This is a genomic window from Pseudomonas sp. NBRC 111133 (genome assembly GCF_001320605.1).
Classification (GTDB): domain Bacteria; phylum Pseudomonadota; class Gammaproteobacteria; order Pseudomonadales; family Pseudomonadaceae; genus Aquipseudomonas; species Aquipseudomonas monteilii.
Genome location: NZ_BCBJ01000168.1, coordinates 41475 through 57517, shown reverse-complemented (window position 1 = coordinate 57517; position 16043 = coordinate 41475). Strand labels below are relative to the sequence as shown.

General features: G+C 62.0%; 14 protein-coding genes. 4 read left to right on the top strand and 10 right to left on the bottom strand.

From position 1 onward, the window contains the following. Positions 1 to 39: 39 nt before the first annotated feature. The 4 genes from APH36_RS29820 to APH36_RS29805 form a co-directional block, all read right to left on the bottom strand. Positions 40 to 1419 (bottom strand): OprD family porin, encoded by a 1380-nt coding sequence (locus APH36_RS29820; RefSeq protein WP_060501796.1) that lies wholly within the window; start codon positions 1417 to 1419, stop codon positions 40 to 42. Between the two features lie 231 nt (positions 1420 to 1650). Further along, positions 1651 to 3243: an ABC transporter substrate-binding protein gene (locus APH36_RS29815; protein ID WP_060501794.1), complete on the bottom strand. Its 1593-nt coding sequence runs from the start codon at positions 3241 to 3243 to the stop codon at positions 1651 to 1653. 143 nt (positions 3244 to 3386) lie between these two features. Further along, the gene (locus tag APH36_RS29810) at positions 3387 to 5012 is read right to left on the bottom strand and encodes an ABC transporter substrate-binding protein (protein ID WP_060501791.1); all 1626 of its coding nucleotides are present in this window, start codon (positions 5010 to 5012) and stop codon (positions 3387 to 3389) included. 353 nt (positions 5013 to 5365) lie between these two features. Further along, positions 5366 to 6082, bottom strand: a complete 717-nt coding sequence (locus APH36_RS29805; protein WP_060501789.1) for an SIMPL domain-containing protein — start codon at positions 6080 to 6082, stop codon at positions 5366 to 5368. 202 nt (positions 6083 to 6284) lie between these two features. Between APH36_RS29805 and APH36_RS29800 the strand changes: the two genes are divergently transcribed. The 4 genes from APH36_RS29800 (at position 6285) to APH36_RS29785 (ending at position 10614) form a co-directional block, all read left to right on the top strand. Further along, positions 6285 to 7541 carry an ATP-binding protein gene (locus APH36_RS29800; RefSeq protein ID WP_016713164.1) on the top strand — a complete coding sequence of 419 codons (1257 nt, stop codon included), beginning with the start codon at positions 6285 to 6287 and terminating at the stop codon, positions 7539 to 7541. After that, a complete protein-coding gene (locus APH36_RS29795) occupies positions 7541 to 8101 on the top strand; it encodes a response regulator transcription factor (RefSeq protein ID WP_003255244.1) in 561 nt (186 codons plus the stop codon). Before APH36_RS29800 ends, APH36_RS29795 begins: the two co-directional genes overlap by 1 nt. A 156-nt stretch (positions 8102 to 8257) precedes the next feature. Next, the gene (locus APH36_RS29790) at positions 8258 to 9199 is read left to right on the top strand and encodes an AEC family transporter (protein ID WP_060501787.1); all 942 of its coding nucleotides are present in this window, start codon (positions 8258 to 8260) and stop codon (positions 9197 to 9199) included. Between the two features lie 56 nt (positions 9200 to 9255). Beyond that, the gene (locus tag APH36_RS29785; RefSeq protein WP_060501785.1) at positions 9256 to 10614 is read left to right on the top strand and encodes an amino acid permease; all 1359 of its coding nucleotides are present in this window, start codon (positions 9256 to 9258) and stop codon (positions 10612 to 10614) included. Between the two features lie 52 nt (positions 10615 to 10666). Here APH36_RS29785 and APH36_RS29780 read toward each other — a convergent pair whose 3' ends face one another. The 6 genes from APH36_RS29780 to gatC all read right to left on the bottom strand — a co-directional run bounded on the left by APH36_RS29780 (position 10667) and on the right by gatC (position 15882). Further along, positions 10667 to 11038 carry a carboxymuconolactone decarboxylase family protein gene (locus APH36_RS29780; RefSeq protein ID WP_016713161.1) on the bottom strand — a complete coding sequence of 124 codons (372 nt, stop codon included), beginning with the start codon at positions 11036 to 11038 and terminating at the stop codon, positions 10667 to 10669. Between the two features lie 10 nt (positions 11039 to 11048). Then, the gene (locus APH36_RS29775; RefSeq protein ID WP_060501783.1) at positions 11049 to 12092 is read right to left on the bottom strand and encodes a calcium/sodium antiporter; all 1044 of its coding nucleotides are present in this window, start codon (positions 12090 to 12092) and stop codon (positions 11049 to 11051) included. 60 nt (positions 12093 to 12152) lie between these two features. Then, the gene (locus APH36_RS29770) at positions 12153 to 12527 is read right to left on the bottom strand and encodes a septal ring lytic transglycosylase RlpA family protein (RefSeq protein WP_177337148.1); all 375 of its coding nucleotides are present in this window, start codon (positions 12525 to 12527) and stop codon (positions 12153 to 12155) included. 143 nt (positions 12528 to 12670) lie between these two features. Further along, positions 12671 to 14116, bottom strand: a complete 1446-nt coding sequence (gene gatB, locus APH36_RS29765; RefSeq protein WP_016713158.1) for an Asp-tRNA(Asn)/Glu-tRNA(Gln) amidotransferase subunit GatB — start codon at positions 14114 to 14116, stop codon at positions 12671 to 12673. An 11-nt stretch (positions 14117 to 14127) separates the two neighbouring features. Further along, entirely contained in the window at positions 14128 to 15579 is a 1452-nt protein-coding gene (gatA, locus tag APH36_RS29760; RefSeq protein WP_060501777.1) for an Asp-tRNA(Asn)/Glu-tRNA(Gln) amidotransferase subunit GatA, read from the bottom strand. 15 nt (positions 15580 to 15594) lie between these two features. Next, positions 15595 to 15882 (bottom strand): Asp-tRNA(Asn)/Glu-tRNA(Gln) amidotransferase subunit GatC, encoded by a 288-nt coding sequence (gene gatC / locus APH36_RS29755; protein ID WP_003255165.1) that lies wholly within the window; start codon positions 15880 to 15882, stop codon positions 15595 to 15597. Positions 15883 to 16043 lie beyond the last annotated feature (161 nt).

Sequence of the window (16043 nt, the reverse complement as noted above, 5' to 3'; positions counted from 1 at the left end):
CTGCCACGGCCCGCACAGACCGGGCCGTGGCGTCAGCGGTCAGAGAATGTTGAATGGAATGGTGGTGACCACCCGGAACTCATCCAGGCTGCCGTCACCCTGGGCCTTGCTGGCGCGGTGGGTGGTGTAGGTGGCGCGGATGCTGGTGTCTTTCAGCGGCCCGCTTTGCACCGCGTAGCTGGTGCCGATGCCCCACTCGTAGTGGGTTTCGCCGTCCAGGCCGTTCACGTCGTAGGCGGTACCGCGGTAATGGGTACCGTCGATGCCCCAGCCGCGGGCGTTGTACAGATTGAACTTCAGGCCCGGTACGCCGTAGGGCGCCATGTTCAGCACGTAGGAGATCTTCAGCGATTTTTCGTTGGGGCCGTTGAAGTCCGACAGCAGCGAGTTGGCCAGGTAGATGCCGTTGGTTTCGTGCAGGTAGTCGAAGTACTCGTTACCGTTCACCTGCTGCCACGAGGCGCCGATGGTGTGGGCCTGGTGGGTCAGGTCGAGCGACAGGCTGTAGGTGTCGTTGTCGATCTTGCCCATCTTCTGGCTGCCGGCGTCCACGGTCTTGTAGTAGTTCAGGCCGGTGCTCAGGCTGAGTACCGCGCTGTCGCCCAGCACGTGGTTGGCGCCGAAGTAGTACTGGTTCCAGAAGTCGTCGACCTTGGTGGCGTACAGGCTGGTGCTCAGGCTCTTGAGCGGCTGGTAGTTGATGCCGGCCGTGCTGGCGCGATCGGTTTCCACGCCGGTGGCGCTGTATTCGCTGCGGAATTTGCTGAGGCTTTGCTCGGTGCGTGGCGAGACGCGGTCGAAGGTGCCCAGGTCGAAGCTGAGGTTGTCGAACTCGGCGCTGTGCAGGAACGCACCCTGGAAGCTGGATGGCAAGGCGCGGTTGCCGATGTAGGCGATCATTGGAGTGTCCACCGACTGACGGCCCAGGGTAAGGGTGGTGTTGGACACGCGTGCCTTGATGTTGCCCAGGCCCAGTTTGCTCCACTGGCCGATGGGGTCGCCATCGCTGTGAGTGAGGGTGCGGTTGTTGGGGCCGGCGACGGCCTGGCGGTCCTGTTGCAGGGCGATGGCGTTGTAGCCGGCGGCCTCGACAGCAAAGCCCACGGTGCCCTGGGTAAAGCCGGAGCTGTAGTTGAGGATGCTGCCCTGCAGCCAGTTTTCGCGGCTGTGGGTAGGTTTGCGGGTGCCGTCGCTCTTGTAGTAGCGCCACAGCGGTGCGCGGGCGGCGCGTTCGCGGGCGTACCAGTTGCGGGTGGTGCCGGACAGGCTCTGGCCGTCGATGAAGCCGCTGGCTTGCGCTTGCTCGCTGCTGTCTTTGAGGGTGAGGGGGAGGTAGTCCTGGCTTTGCGGGTCGGCCTGGGCCACGGTGGATAAGGCACTGATGGATAAAGCCAGTGCGGTCAAGGTGAATACTCTCAAGGTTGAAGCTCCCATTCTTTTCTAGTTATTGCCGGCCTTGTGGGCCGGATGGTTGTTGCGGTGCTGCCAGGGTTGCCGCGGGATCGCCGGGCTAAAATCGGGGTGTTGTGTTGCCTGTACTGGCCCAATCGCCGGTAAGCCGGCTCCCACAGGGATCTGTGCAGACTCCTGGCTAGGGGATAACGCTGTGGGAGCGGGTTTACCCGCGAAGAGGCCCTTGAGGGCTACAAATCAGTCCACACTCACACCGGAAAAATCATTGCGCCCAAACGGGCTGACCTTGAACTCGGAAACCTTGACGCTGAGCGGTTGGTTGACCGTGGAATGCGCCACCGGGGTAATTGGCACCTGTTGCTTCAGCCGCTGCTGGGCCTGCTGGTACAGGGCGGTGCGCTGGGTGCGGTCGGTAACCTGCTTGGCTTGCTTGACCAGGCTGTCGTATTGCGGGTCGCACCACAGCGAGTAGTTATTGCTGCCGATGGCGTCGCAGCTGTAGAGGGTGCCCAGCCAGTTGTCCGGGTCACCGTTGTCACCGGTCCAGCCGATCAGGGCGATGTCGTGCTCGCCGCTTTTCATGCGCTTGAGGTATTCACCCCACTCGTAGCTGACGATGCGCACCTTGAAACCGAGCTTGTTCCAGTCGGCCTGGAGCATTTCAGCCATCAGTTTGGCGTTGGGGTTGTACGGGCGCTGTACGGGCATGGCCCACAAACTGACTTCGGTGCCAGGCTTGACCCCGGCCTGCTGGAGCAGCTGTTTGGCCTTTTCCGGGTCGTAGGGTGCGTCCTTGAGGCTTTCGTCATAGGACCACTGGGTGGGCGGCATGGCGTTGACCGCCCGTTGGCCGGAGTCCTGATACACCGCCTGGATGATGGCTGCCTTGTCCACCGCCATGTCCATCGCCTGGCGTACTTCCAGGCGGTCGAATGGCGGGTGCTGGGTGTTGTAGGCGATGTAGCCGAGGTTGAAGCCCGGCTGCTGCAACACCTGCAGCTTGCTGTCGGCCTTGAGTGCCGACAGGTCGGCCGGGCGTGGGTGCAGGGTGACCTGGCATTCGTTGCGGCGCAGCTTCTGGATACGCACAGAAGGGTCGATGTTGATCGAGAACACCAGGTTGTCGATCTTCACTTCATTCGGTGCCCAGTAATCCTTGTTGCCCTTGTAGCGGATCTGCGAATCCTTCTGGTAACGCTGGAACACGAACGGCCCGGTGCCGATGGGCTGCTGGTTGATGTCGCTGGGGCGACCGCTGGCCATCAATTGGTCGGCGTATTCGGCAGAGAGGATGGAGGCGAAACTCATCGCCAGGTTTTGGGTGAACGCGGCATCGACCGATTTCAGGGTGAATGCCACGGTCATCGGGTCGATTTTCTCGACACGGGCGATGTTCTTGTCCAGGCCCATGCTGATGAAATAGGGGAACTCGGTGGGGTAGGCCTGGCGGAACGGGTGGCCCTTGTCGAGCATGCGTTTGAAGGTGAACAGCACGTCGTCGGCGTTGAAGTCACGGCTCGGGGTAAAGGCCTTGTTGCTGTGGAACTTCACCCCTTCGCGCAGGTGGAAGGTGTAGTGCAGGCCATCGTCCGATACCTCCCAGCGCGTCGCCAGGGCAGGGTGTACGGCGGTGCCGCCGCGCTCGAACTCCACCAGGCGGTTGTAGATCGGTTCGGCGGCGTCGTTGTCGGTGGCGCTGGTGTACTGGGCCGTGTCGAAACCGGCTGGGCTGCCTTCGGAGCAGAACACCAGGCTGTTGGCCAGCGAGGGAAGGGATTGGCTGATCAGGCCTAGTGCCAACAGGGCTGATAGGCAGGTAGCGTGGCGCATGGCGAATCCTTTTTCGTCTGTTTGCACCGCCTCGGGTATGAATGGCGGCAACAGTTCACCCAACCCGCAGCGGGTAGCCGCAGGACGACATTGAAGAGGTGATGGGGAAGGCACCCGCTATTGCCCGGGTGCCGCAGTTAACCCTATTTGTCCACGCTGACGCCGTAGAAGGCGTTCAGCGCAAACGGGCTGATCTTGAAGTCCTTCACCTTGGCGCTCATGGGCTGGTACACGGTGGAGTGGGCGATCGGGGTGATCGGCACCTGCTCCTTGAGGATGTGCTGTGCCTTCTGGTACAGCTCGGTGCGCTTGGCCTGATCGGAGGTGGCCTTGGCCTGCTTGATCAGGTCGTCGTAGGGCTTGTAGCACCATTTGGAGAAGTTGTTGCCGTCGACCGCATCGCAGCCGTAGAGGGTGCCCAGCCAGTTGTCCGGGTCGCCGTTATCGCCGCTCCAGCCAATCAGCATGGCGCCCTGTTCGCCGCCTTTGGAGCGTTTGATGTATTCGCCCCATTCGTAGCTGACGATTTTCGCCTTGATACCGATCTTGGCCCAGTCGGACTGGAGCATTTCGGCCATCAGCTTGGCATTGGGGTTGTACGGGCGTTGCACGGGCATGGCCCACAGGGTGATTTCGGTGCCTTCCTTGATGCCGGCTTCCTTGAGCAGTTGCTTGGCCTTTTCGGGGTCGTATGGCGCATCCTTGATGCTGTCGTCATACGACCACTGGGTCGGTGGCATGGCGTTGACGGCCAACTGGCCGGCGCCCTGATAGACAGACTCGATGATCTTCTTCTTGTCCACCGCCATGTCCAGCGCCTGGCGCACTTTCAGCTGGGCCATCGGGTTGGCCTCATTACTGCCCTTGATCTTGTCCATCACGTTGTAGGCGATGTAGCCAAGGTTGAAGCCGGCCTGCTGTGGCATTTGCAGGTTCTTGTCGGCCTTTAGCGGCTCGATGTCGGCCGGGCGGGGGAACAGGGTGACCTGGCACTCGTTCTTCTTCAGCTTCTGCATGCGCACCGAGGCATCGGTGGTGATGGCGAAAATCAGGTTGTCGATCTTCACGTCATCGGGTTGCCAGTAGTCCTTGTTGCCCTTGAAGCGGATCTGCGCGTCTTTCTGATACTTGCTGAACACGAACGGGCCGGTACCGATCGGTTTCTGGTTGATGTCGGCGGCCTTGCCGTTTTTCAGTAACTGGTCGGCGTATTCGGCGGACTGGATGGAGGCGAAGCTCATGGCCAGGTTCTGGATGAACGCGGCGTCGACTTCGTTGAGGGTGAATTTCACCGTGTGCTCGTCGAGTTTCTCCACCTTGGCGATGTTGTTGTCCATGCCCATGTCGGTGAAGTACGGGAACTCGGTGGGGTAGGCTTTGCGGAAGGGGTGGTCCTTGTCGAGCATGCGGTTGAAGGTGAACAGCACGTCGTCGGCGTTGAAGGGGCGGGAGGGCTTGAAATAGTCGGTGGTGTGGAACTTGACGCCTTCACGCAGGTGGAAGGTGTAGGTCTTGCCATCGTCGGAGACTTCCCACTTGGTCGCCAGGCCCGGGATGACTGCCGTACCGCCGCGCTCGAACTGGGTCAGGCGGTTGAACACGGTCTCGGCCGAGGCATCGAAATCGGTCCCGGTGGTGTACTGCCCCGGGTCGAAACCGGCCGGGCTGCCTTCGGAGCAGAACACCAGGTTGGACGCGGCAAGCGCCGACGGTGCGCCGGTGAGCAAGCCTGCACCCAGCAGGAACGGAATGACTGCGTGTTTGAGCATGGTGGCCTCATTGTTGTCATTTTTCGGATGAGGTGGCCTCGTGAGCCGACCTGCGGATACTTATGCAGGGGATGTTCCCAATGCAACAGGTAGAAGGATAGTTGGCGCCAGAAAAGTGGTACGACCGTACATGGATGTCGCATCGTTGTAACTTTCGACGAGGTTAAACGTTTGCGCAGGCAAAATGATGGCATTTTGCAGAATGTTTCGGGGCGGGGGTAAATGTAGGAGGCACCTTTGTGGTGCGTAGGAAAGGTCTGAAAAACAGCTATAAGTGGCAAGCTTCAAGCTGCAAGGCAAAGCAGACGGTGTTCACGGTCCACTTGTCGCTTGCTGCTTGAAGCTTGTGGCTGTCAGGGCATCTGCACTTCGATCAAGCCATCGGCATTCATGCTCACTTCACTGGTACCCGCCTCGATATCCGGCGCTGGCGCCGCCTCGTCAGCCCCCATGGCCTTCATTGCCATCGGTGCGCTACGCAGGTACGGGCGCGGGTAGCCGCTGCTGTTGAGGTTCAGGCTGACCACTTTGTAGCCCTTGCCGCCCAGCGCCTCGGTGGCCAGTTGCGCACGCGCCTTGAAGGCATCGACCGCGTCCTTGAGCAGTGCATCCTCGCTGGCCTTGCGTGTGGCCGGGGCAATGGAGAAGTCCATGCCGCCCATTTTCAGTTCTTGCAGCAGGTCAGCGGTAAGCTGGGACAGGGCCGGGAAGTTGGCGCTTTCCAGGCGCAGCTCGGCGCGCTCGCGCCAGCCGGTGATCTTCTGGCCCTTGCTGTCATAGACCGGGTAGCTGTTGCGGCTGCCCTGGCTGATCTTCACATCCTTGACCTGACGCGACTGCTGCACGGCCTTGTTCATGGCTTCGGTGATCTGCTTGGCGAGCTTGCCCGGGTCGGTGTTCTGCGCTTCGCTGTACAGGGTGACGACCATCAGGTCACGCGCCACTTCCTTGCTGACTTCGGCACGCAGCGATACCTGGTTGTAACGCGGTTCATCGGCAGCCAGCACCGGCAGGCTGGCGAGCAGGCCGCAAGACAGGACAAGGGCGGCGCCGCGACGAGGGATTTGCATGTGGTACTCCTTGGCAATAAAAGGCGTGGGGTCTGGTCATCCATTCCACGCATGGCCCATCTGACCGGCAACAGTGTAGTGGGTTCAAAAGTGCCATCATGAACCTGTGACAAAGTGTGGCGCTTTGCCGCATCGCTGCAGCGAGGCGCCCGGCTTCGGTATACTCCAGCCGATTTTTCTGGAGCACTCATCAGGAGAGCTCATGCTCGCCGCCGTACAACCGCTGTCTGCTACCCGCCAGAACCTCTGGCGCCTGACCGTCATTCGGGTCCTGGTCCTGGCTGCCCAGGCAGGCTCCGTGGGCGTTGCCTACTGGACCGAACTGCTGCCTTTACCTTGGCTGTCGCTGGCTGGCACCTTGGCCTTGTCCTCGCTGCTGTGCGCCTTCACGGCGCTGCGCCTGCGCCTGTCGCTGCCGGTCACCGAAATGGAATATGCCCTGCAGCTGGCCTGCGACCTGCTGATCCACAGTGCCTTGCTGTATTACTCAGGTGGCTCGACCAACCCGTTCGTGTCGTATTACCTGGTACCGCTGGCGATTGCTGCGGTGACCTTGCCGTGGCTGTATTCGCTGATTCTTTCGGGCATTGCCCTGACGGCCTACAGCCTGCTGCTGGTGCAGTTCTACCCGCTCGAAGGCCTGCCGATGGCGCGGGACAAGATGCAGGTGTACGGCATGTGGCTCAGTATTGCCCTGGCCGCAGCGGTGATCACCTTCTTTGCCGCGCGCATGGCCGAAGAGCTGCGCCGCCAGGAGCAACTGCGTTCCGAGCGCAGGGAAGAAAGCCTGCGAGACGAGCAGCTACTGGCCGTGGCCACCCAGGCCGCTGGCGCTGCCCATGAACTGGGCACGCCGTTGGCGACTATGAGCGTGCTACTGAATGAAATGCGCCAGGACCACGCCGACCCGTTGCTGCAAGAAGACCTGCAAATCCTTCAAGACCAGGTAAAACTGTGCAAAGAGACGTTGCAGCAGCTGGTGCGTGCCGCCGAAGCCAACCGCCGCCTTGCTATCGTGGAGCAGGACGTGACCGCCTGGCTGGACGAGGCGCTGAACCGTTGGCACTTGATGCGCCCGGAAGCCAGTTACCGCTTCCAGCGCCTGCGCGACGGCAAAGTGCCGCGCCTGACTCCGCCACCGGACCTGACCCAGGCGTTGCTGAATCTGTTGAACAATGCCGCCGATGCCTGCCCCGATGACCTGGAGGTGCGCCTGGACTGGGACGCCCACGACATCGTCATCAGCATCCGCGACCACGGCCCGGGCGTGCCGCCGGCCATTGCCGAAGCCATCGGCAAACCCTTCATTACCACCAAAGGCAAAGGCTTCGGCCTTGGCCTGTTCTTGAGCAAGGCCAGCGTGACCCGTGCGGGCGGTTCGGTGAAACTCTATAGTCATGAACAGGGTGGCACCCTGACCGAACTGCGCCTGCCCTATGGCAAGCGAGGAGATGAATGATGAGCGAAGAAAACCAGGTCGAAAGCGAAGAGCTGCCGCACCTGCTGCTGGTGGATGACGATGCCACCTTCACCCGGGTCATGGCCCGGGCCATGAGCCGCCGCGGTTTCCGCGTGAGCACTGCCAGTTCTGCCGAGGAGGGCTTGATCCTGGCCCAGCAGGACCTGCCGGACTACGCCACGCTGGACCTGAAGATGGACGGTGACTCGGGCCTGGTGCTGCTGCCCAAGCTGCTGGAACTGGACCCGGAAATGCGCGTGGTGATCCTGACCGGGTACTCGAGCATTGCCACGGCGGTGGAGGCGGTGAAGCGGGGCGCCTGCAACTACCTGTGCAAGCCGGCCGATGCCGATGATGTGCTGGCGGCGCTGCTGTCGGAGCACACCGACCTGGATACCCTGGTGCCGGAAAACCCGATGTCGGTCGACCGCCTGCAGTGGGAGCACATCCAGCGCGTGTTGAATGAGCACGAGGGCAACATCTCGGCCACTGCGCGGGCGCTGGGCATGCACCGGCGGACTTTGCAGCGCAAATTGCAGAAGCGGCCGGTTCGGCGCTGATTCTTTATTGGCAGTGCTGGCCCCTTCGCACCGAACCGTCGCGAAAGGGCCGGCACTGACAGAAATTTCTCTATAACACCCCGCGATCCCCGCAAATCCCAGCCGTTGGCGTATCATTAGCCCCCTAACGGCAACCCCCTCCAGGATCGCTTGCGCATGCTCGCCCTTCTTATCCAGACGCTGAACATCACGGCACCGGTCTTCGCCATGCTGTTCATGGGCGTACTGCTCAAACGCATCCATCTGATCGATGACAATTTCAATCGCGTCGCCTCGCAACTGGTGTTCAACGTCTGCATGCCGGCGCTGCTGTTTCTCGGCATTTACCACGCCGACCTGGCCTCTGCGGTAAAACCGGGTGTCATCCTCTACTTTATCGTCGCCACCCTGGTCGGTTTCGCCATCGCCTGGGGCCTGGCCATCTGGCGCAGCCCGCTGGCAGAGCGCGGCATCTATACCCAGGGCGCGTTTCGCGGCAATAACGGCGTGATCGGCCTGGCCTTGGCCGCCAGCCTGTACGGTGACTATGGTATTTCCTTGGGGGCGGTGCTCGCCGGCCTGGTCATCCTCATGTACAACTCGCTGTCGGCATTGGTACTGGCGGTGTACAGCCCGGACCTCAAGTCCGACCCGTGGAGCATCTGCAAGAGCATTTTCAGCAACCCGTTGATCATTAGCGTATTGGTAGCCACGCCCATGGCTTACGGCCAGGTGCCGCTGCCCAACTGGCTGCTGACCTCGGGCGATTACCTGGCGCAGATGACCCTGCCGCTGGCGCTCATCTGCATTGGCGGCACACTGTCGCTGGCGGCGTTGCGCGACAGTGGCAGGCTGGCCATCGATGCCAGCCTGGTGAAGATGGTCTGGCTGCCACTGCTCGGTACCCTTGGCGCATGGTTGTGCGGTTTCCGGGGTGCGGAGCTGGGTATCCTGTTCCTGTACATCGGCAGTCCGACCGCCGCCGCCAGCTATGTGATGGCGCGAGCGGCCAATGGTAACCATGAGCTGGCAGCGTCGATCATCGTAATTACCACGCTAATGGCGGCGATCACCACCAATATCGGCATTTTCATCTTGCAGTGGGGCGGATGGATCTAGATCCTTGACTGCAAACAACACAAAAAACACAGCCTCACTGAGCTAAAGGACACTTCATGCAAGACCAGAGCACGCCCGAGCGGTTACAGCGCGGGCTGAAGAATCGCCATATCCAGCTGATCGCGCTGGGTGGGGCCATCGGTACCGGGTTGTTCCTGGGTATCGCCCAGACCATTCAGCTGGCCGGCCCTTCCGTTCTGCTGGGTTATGCCATCGCTGGCCTGATGGCTTTCCTGATCATGCGCCAGTTGGGCGAAATGGTGGTGGAAGAGCCGGTCGCCGGCAGCTTCAGCCACTTCGCCCACCAGTACTGGAGCGAGTTCGCCGGCTTCGTGTCGGGCTGGAACTACTGGGTGGTGTACGTGCTGGTCGGCATGGCCGAGCTGACTGCGGTGGGTATCTACGTGCAGTACTGGTGGCCAGAGTTCCCGACCTGGGCCACGGCAGCGATCTTCTTCGTGGTGATCAACCTCATCAACCTGACCCAGGTAAAGGTCTACGGCGAGATGGAGTTCTGGTTCGCCCTGGTCAAGGTGGTCGCCATCGTCAGCATGATCGGCTTTGGCGCCTGGCTGCTGAGCAGCGGCCATGGCGGCCCGGATGCCAGCGTGGCCAACCTGTGGCAATACGGCGGCTTCTTCCCTAACGGTGTCACTGGCCTGGTGATGGCGCTGGCGGTGATCATGTTCTCGTTCGGTGGCCTGGAGCTGGTGGGTATCACCGCTGCCGAGGCTGACAACCCTCGCCAGAGCATTCCCAAGGCCACCAACCAGGTGGTTTACCGCATCCTGATCTTCTACATCGGTGCCCTGGCGGTGCTGCTGTCGCTGTACCCGTGGCAGAAGGTGGTGCAGGGCGGCAGCCCGTTCGTGATGATCTTCCACGAGCTGGACAGCGACCTGGTAGCGACCATCCTCAACATCGTGGTGCTGACGGCCGCGCTGTCGGTGTACAACAGCTGTGTGTATGCCAACAGCCGCATGCTGTTCGGCCTGGCCAGCCAGGGTGACGCGCCGCGTCAATTGCTGAAAGTGAGCCGCAGCGGCGTGCCGCTGACTGCATTGGGTGTGTCGGCCTTTGCCACCGGCCTGTGCGTGGTGATCAACTACCTGATGCCGGGTGAGGCTTTTGGCTTGCTGATGGCCTTGGCGGTGTCGGCATTGGTCATCAACTGGGCGAGCATCAGTATTACCCACCTGAAATTCCGCAAGGCCAAGCTGGCCGCAGGCATTACCCCGTTCTACAAGAGCTGGGGGCACCCGTTGACCAACTACCTGTGCCTGGCGTTCATCGTGCTGATTCTGGTGGTGATGTACCTGACGCCGCCGATCCGCATTTCGGTGATGCTGATCCCAGGGTGGATCCTGGTGCTGTGGGTGGCCTTCAAGATGAAGAAGGCTCGCCAAGCCAAGTAAGGCAGTGCCGGCCTCTTGGCGGGTTTGCCCGCGAAGAGGCCGGTGCAGGCAACTACTGATAGCTGTCGATCACTTCCTGTGCCGCCCTGAAGGCATCAATTGCTGCCGGCACTCCCGCATACACTGCGCAATGCAGCAACGCCTCGCGAATCTCCTCCACCGTACAGCCATTGTTCAATGCCCCGCGCACATGCCCCTTGAGCTCTTGCGGGCACTTGAGTGCTGTCAGCGTGGCCAGGGTAATCAGGCTGCGGGTCTTCAGTGGTAGCCCCTCGCGGGCCCATACGCTGCCCCAGGCATGTTCATTGACAAAGTCCTGTAGCGGCTGGGTAAAGTCGGTGGCATTGCCCAGTGCGCGGTCGACGAATGCATCGCCCATTACCTGGCGGCGAATCTGTTCGCCGGTCTTGTTGCTATCAGCCATGTTGTTTTCCTTAGTGTTGGCGACGCCAGGCGCGCACAGTGGTGAACAGCAGCACCACGGCGAGCACCGGCAGTACATAGAACAGCATCAAATGTTCAAGTCGACCAGCCAGCGGCATCCCCATGGTAAAGGCTGCTACGTGCAGGCCGTAGGCTAGGTACAGGCAAAGGAATACCAGGCCTTCGGCACGGGTGACGCGATAGCCGGAATAAAACACCGGCAGGCTCAGTGCCGCAACGCCGAGCATCACTGGCAGGTCGAAAGACAGCGCATTGGGTGAAATCGACAGCGGCTCGGGCGTGACGAGTGCGGTCAGGCCCAATACAGCCAGCAGGTTGAACAGGTTGCTGCCGATCACCGTACCCACGGCGATTTCCCGTTCGCCGCGCAGGGCGGCAATCAGCGCGGCGGCCAGCTCAGGCAGGGAGGTGCAGATGGCGACAACGGTAAGGCCAATGATGCGTTCGGACAGGCCCAGGTCGGTGGCAACCTCCACAGCGGCCTCCAGCAGCAGGTGGCCCGCCAGGCTCAGCAAGCCAAGGCCGGCCAGCACCTGCAGCAGCGTGCCGGACCAGAAGCGCCCGGCACCGGTTTTTGCGCTGTCCGGGGCAGGGTAGGTACGGGCATAGTGACGCGACTGGTGCCAGAGCATCGCCAGGTAACCGCCCAGGCCCAGAAGCAACAGCCCCCCTTCAACCCGGCCCAGGTGGCCGTTGGCAGACAGCGCATAGACCAGGCCGCTGGCGATGATCATCAGCGGAATGTCCAGGCGCACCAGTTGGCGCGACACGCGCAGGGGAATGATCAGCGCGGCCAGGCCAAGAATGACCAGCACGTTGAAGATATTGCTGCCGATTACGCTGCCCACCGCCACGTCCGGCGCGCCCTGGTAGGCAGCCTGCAGGCTTACGGTAAGTTGTGGCGCGGTACTGCCGAAGGCCACCAGGCTCAGGCCGATGATCAGTGGGCGTACGTGAAGGCGCTGGGCAAGGCGCAGCGCGGCGCGCACCAGCAACTCGGCGCCGCCAACCAGCAACACCAGGGCGATGCCCAGTTGCAGGAGGCTGAAGGTGGGAAGGGTGGCCAGGTCGAAAATGGTCGGACTCCTGTCGCGTCAGTCGCTAAGCCCTTGTACTCGCACGCGCGCTGTTCCGCTACGGAGCATGCCGATTTTTTCTGCGGCGGCGCGTGACAGGTCGATCAGCCGGCCGCGGGTATGTGGGCCACGGTCGTTGATGCGTACCACCACACTGCGCTGGTTGGCCATGTTGGTCACCAGTACGCGGGTGCCGAAAGGCAGGCTGCGGTGGGCGGCGGTGAGGCCATGCTGGTTGAAGGGTTCGCCGCTGGCGGTGCGCTTGCCGTGGTGGCGTGAACCGTAATAGGAGGCGGTTCCGGTTTTGTCATAACCGCGTGGGTCGATGTCGTGGCTGGCGCAGCCGGCCAGCAAGGAGAAGAGGGCAAGGGTGCTCAGTGATCGTTTCAGCAATTTAAATGCTCCGGTGTGGCCATTCGCGGGCAAGCCCGCTCCCACAGGTATATCACCGCCCGTGACAGCGGCGCTGTAACTGTGGGAGCGAGCTTGCTCGCGAACGAGGGCGAAGCCCTCGCAGGACTACAGGGGTAAAACAATCACCCTTCGAGCTTGGCCTTGAGCAATTGGTTCACCTGCCCCGGGTTGGCTTTGCCTTTGGAGGCTTTCATTGCCTGACCGACAAAGAAGCCGAACATCTTGCCACGCTTGGCTTCATCGGCCGCGCGGTACTGTTCGACCTGCTCGGCATTGGCTGCCAGCATCTCGTCGAGCATCTTGTCGATCGCACCGGTGTCGGTGACCTGCTTCAGGCCTTTGCTCTCGATGATGCTGTCGGCATCGCCTTCACCGGCGGCCATGGCCTCGAACACAGTCTTGGCAATTTTGCCGCTGATGGTGTTGTCGCGGATGCGCAACAGCATGCCACCCAGCTGTGCGGCGCTGACCGGTGCCTGGTCGATTTCGACACCCAGCTTGTTCAGCAGGCTGCCCAGCTCGACCATGACCCAGTTGGCGGCCAGCTTGGCATCGCCACCGATCTTGACCACTTCTTCGAAGTAGTCAGCCTGTTCGCGGCTCGACGCCAGCACGTTGGCGTCGTAGGCCGACAGGCCGTACTGGCTCTGGAAGCGCTCGACCTTCTGCGGTGGCAGTTCCGGCAGGCCGGCGCGTACGGTTTCGAGGAAGCTGTCCTCAATGACCACCGGCAGCAGGTCCGGGTCGGGGAAGTAACGGTAGTCGTTGGCTTCCTCCTTGCTGCGCATGGAGCGGGTTTCGTCCTTGTTCGGGTCGTACAGGCGGGTTTCCTGCACCACCTTACCGCCGTCTTCGATCAGGTCGATCTGGCGCTGGATTTCGCTGTTGATCGCGCGCTCGATGAAGCGGAACGAGTTGACGTTCTTGATCTCGCAGCGGGTGCCGAATTCGGCCTGGCCTTTCGGGCGGATCGACACGTTGCAGTCGCAACGCAGCGAGCCTTCGGCCATGTTGCCGTCGCAGATGCCCAGGTAGCGCACCAGTGCGTGGATAGCCTTGACGTAGGCCACGGCCTCCTTGGCGCTGCGCATGTCAGGCTCGGAGACGATTTCCAGCAGTGGTGTGCCGGCGCGGTTCAGGTCAATGCCGGTGGAGCCGCTGAAGTCTTCGTGCAGGCTCTTGCCGGCGTCTTCCTCAAGGTGCGCGCGGGTGACCCCGATGCGCTTGATGGTGCCGTCTTCCAGGGCGATGTCCAGGTGGCCCTTGCCGACGATCGGCAGGTCCATCTGGCTGATCTGGTAACCCTTGGGCAGGTCCGGGTAGAAGTAGTTCTTGCGCGCGAACACATTGCGCTTGCCGATTTCGGCATCGATGGCCAGGCCGAACATGCACGCCATGCGCACGGCCTCCTGGTTCAACACCGGCAGTACGCCGGGCATCCCCAAGTCAACCAGGCTGGCCTGGGTGTTCGGCTCGGAGCCAAAGGTGGTGGCGCTGCCGGAGAAGATCTTCGACTGGGTGGCGAGCTGAGTGTGGATTTCCAGCCCGATCACAACTTCCCATTGCATGTGTGAATTCCTCAGAAGCCGTTGGGGGCGCGGGTGTGCCAGTCGGTCACTTGCTGGTAGCGGTGCGCGACGTTGAGCAGGCGGCCTTCCTGGAAGTACGGCGCCAGCAGTTGCACGCCGACCGGCAGGCCATCGACGAAGCCGGCTGGCATCGACAGGCCCGGCAGGCCCGCCAGGTTGGCGGTGATGGTGTAGACGTCTTCCAGGTAGGCGGCGACCGGGTCGCTGCTCTTGGCGCCAAGCTTCCAGGCCGGGTTTGGCGTGGTCGGGCCGAGGATCAGGTCGACGTCGTTGAAGGCGGCCATGAAGTCGTTCTTGATCAGGCGGCGGATTTGCTGCGCCTTCACGTAGTAGGCGTCGTAGTAGCCGGCCGACAGGGCGTAGGTCCCGACCATGATACGGCGCTGTACTTCAACACCGAAGCCTTCGCCACGGGAGCGCTTGTACAGGTCTGTGAGGTCCTTCGGTGCTTCGCAGCGGTAGCCGAAGCGCACGCCGTCGAAGCGCGACAGGTTGGAGGAGGCTTCAGCCGGAGCGATCACGTAGTAGGCCGGGATGGCGTGCTGCATGTTCGGCAGGCTGATTTCCTTGACCACGGCGCCGAGCTTTTCCAGCTCCTTGACGCTGGCCTGGACCAGGTCGGCGATGCGCGGGTCGAGGCCGGCGCCGAAGTATTCCTTCGGCAGGCCGATGCGCAGGCCCTGGAGCGAGGCGTTGAGGTTGGCGCTGTAGTCCGGCACCGGCTCTTCGATGCTGGTGGAGTCCTTGACGTCGAAACCGGCCATGCCTTGCAGCAGCAGGGCGCAGTCCTCGGCCGTGCGGGCCAGCGGGCCACCCTGGTCGAGGCTGGAGGCGTAGGCGATCATGCCCCAGCGCGAAACGCGACCGTACGTCGGCTTGAGGCCGGTGAGGTTGGTCAGTGCTGCCGGCTGGCGGATCGAGCCGCCGGTGTCGGTGCCGGTAGTGGCCGGCAGCAGGCGTGCAGCCACGGCAGCGGCCGAACCACCCGACGAACCGCCCGGAACGTGTTCAAGGTTCCACGGGTTCTTCACCGCGCCGTAGTGGCTGGATTCATTGGCCGAACCCATGGCGAACTCGTCCATGTTGGTCTTGCCCAGGGTGACCATGCCGGCTTCGGCCAGCTTGGCGACCACGGTGGCGTCATACGGTGCTTTGAAGTTGTCGAGCATCTTCGAGCCGCAGCTGGTGCGTACACCGTTGGTGCAGAACAGGTCCTTGTGGGCGACGGGTGCACCCAGCAGCGCGCCGGTTTCGCCAGCGGCGCGACGGGCGTCGGCGGCACGCGCCTGGCCCAGGGCCAGGTCTTCGGTGACGCTGATGAAGCTGTTGATCTGCGGGTCGAGCTGCTTGATGCGCGCCAGCAGGGCGCCGGTCAGCTCTTCGGAAGAAAACGACTTGTCGGCGAGTCCGCGGGCGATCTCGGCCAGGGTCAATTGATGCATGGCAGGCTCTATCCCTTACTCGATGACTTTGGGAACCAGGTACAGACCGCTTTCGGTCGACGGCGCGATTGCCTGGTAGGCATCGCGCTGGTTGCTTTCGGTGACCTGGTCGGGGCGCAGGCGCTGGCTGGCCTCCAGGGGGTGGGCCAGGGGTTCGATGCCAGTGGTATCGACCGCTTGCATCTGGTCGACCAGCCCGAGAATGCTGTTCAGGGCGTCAGTAATGCGTGGCAGTTCGCCATCATTCAAGCCCAGGCGGGCCAGATGGGCGATCTTTTCCACGTCGCAGCGTTCAAGCGCCATGGGGATCTCCAGGGGAAACAAAGAACGGAATTTGGGTCCGCAGTGAGGAACATGTCAGCTTTCTGACGGTCTAACGGCCGCGAATTTCTGCTGGCGTGCTCGGAAAAACAGCCAATTTAACATATTGGCTCCTTGCCCAAAATCCCTGCCATTGTTAGAGT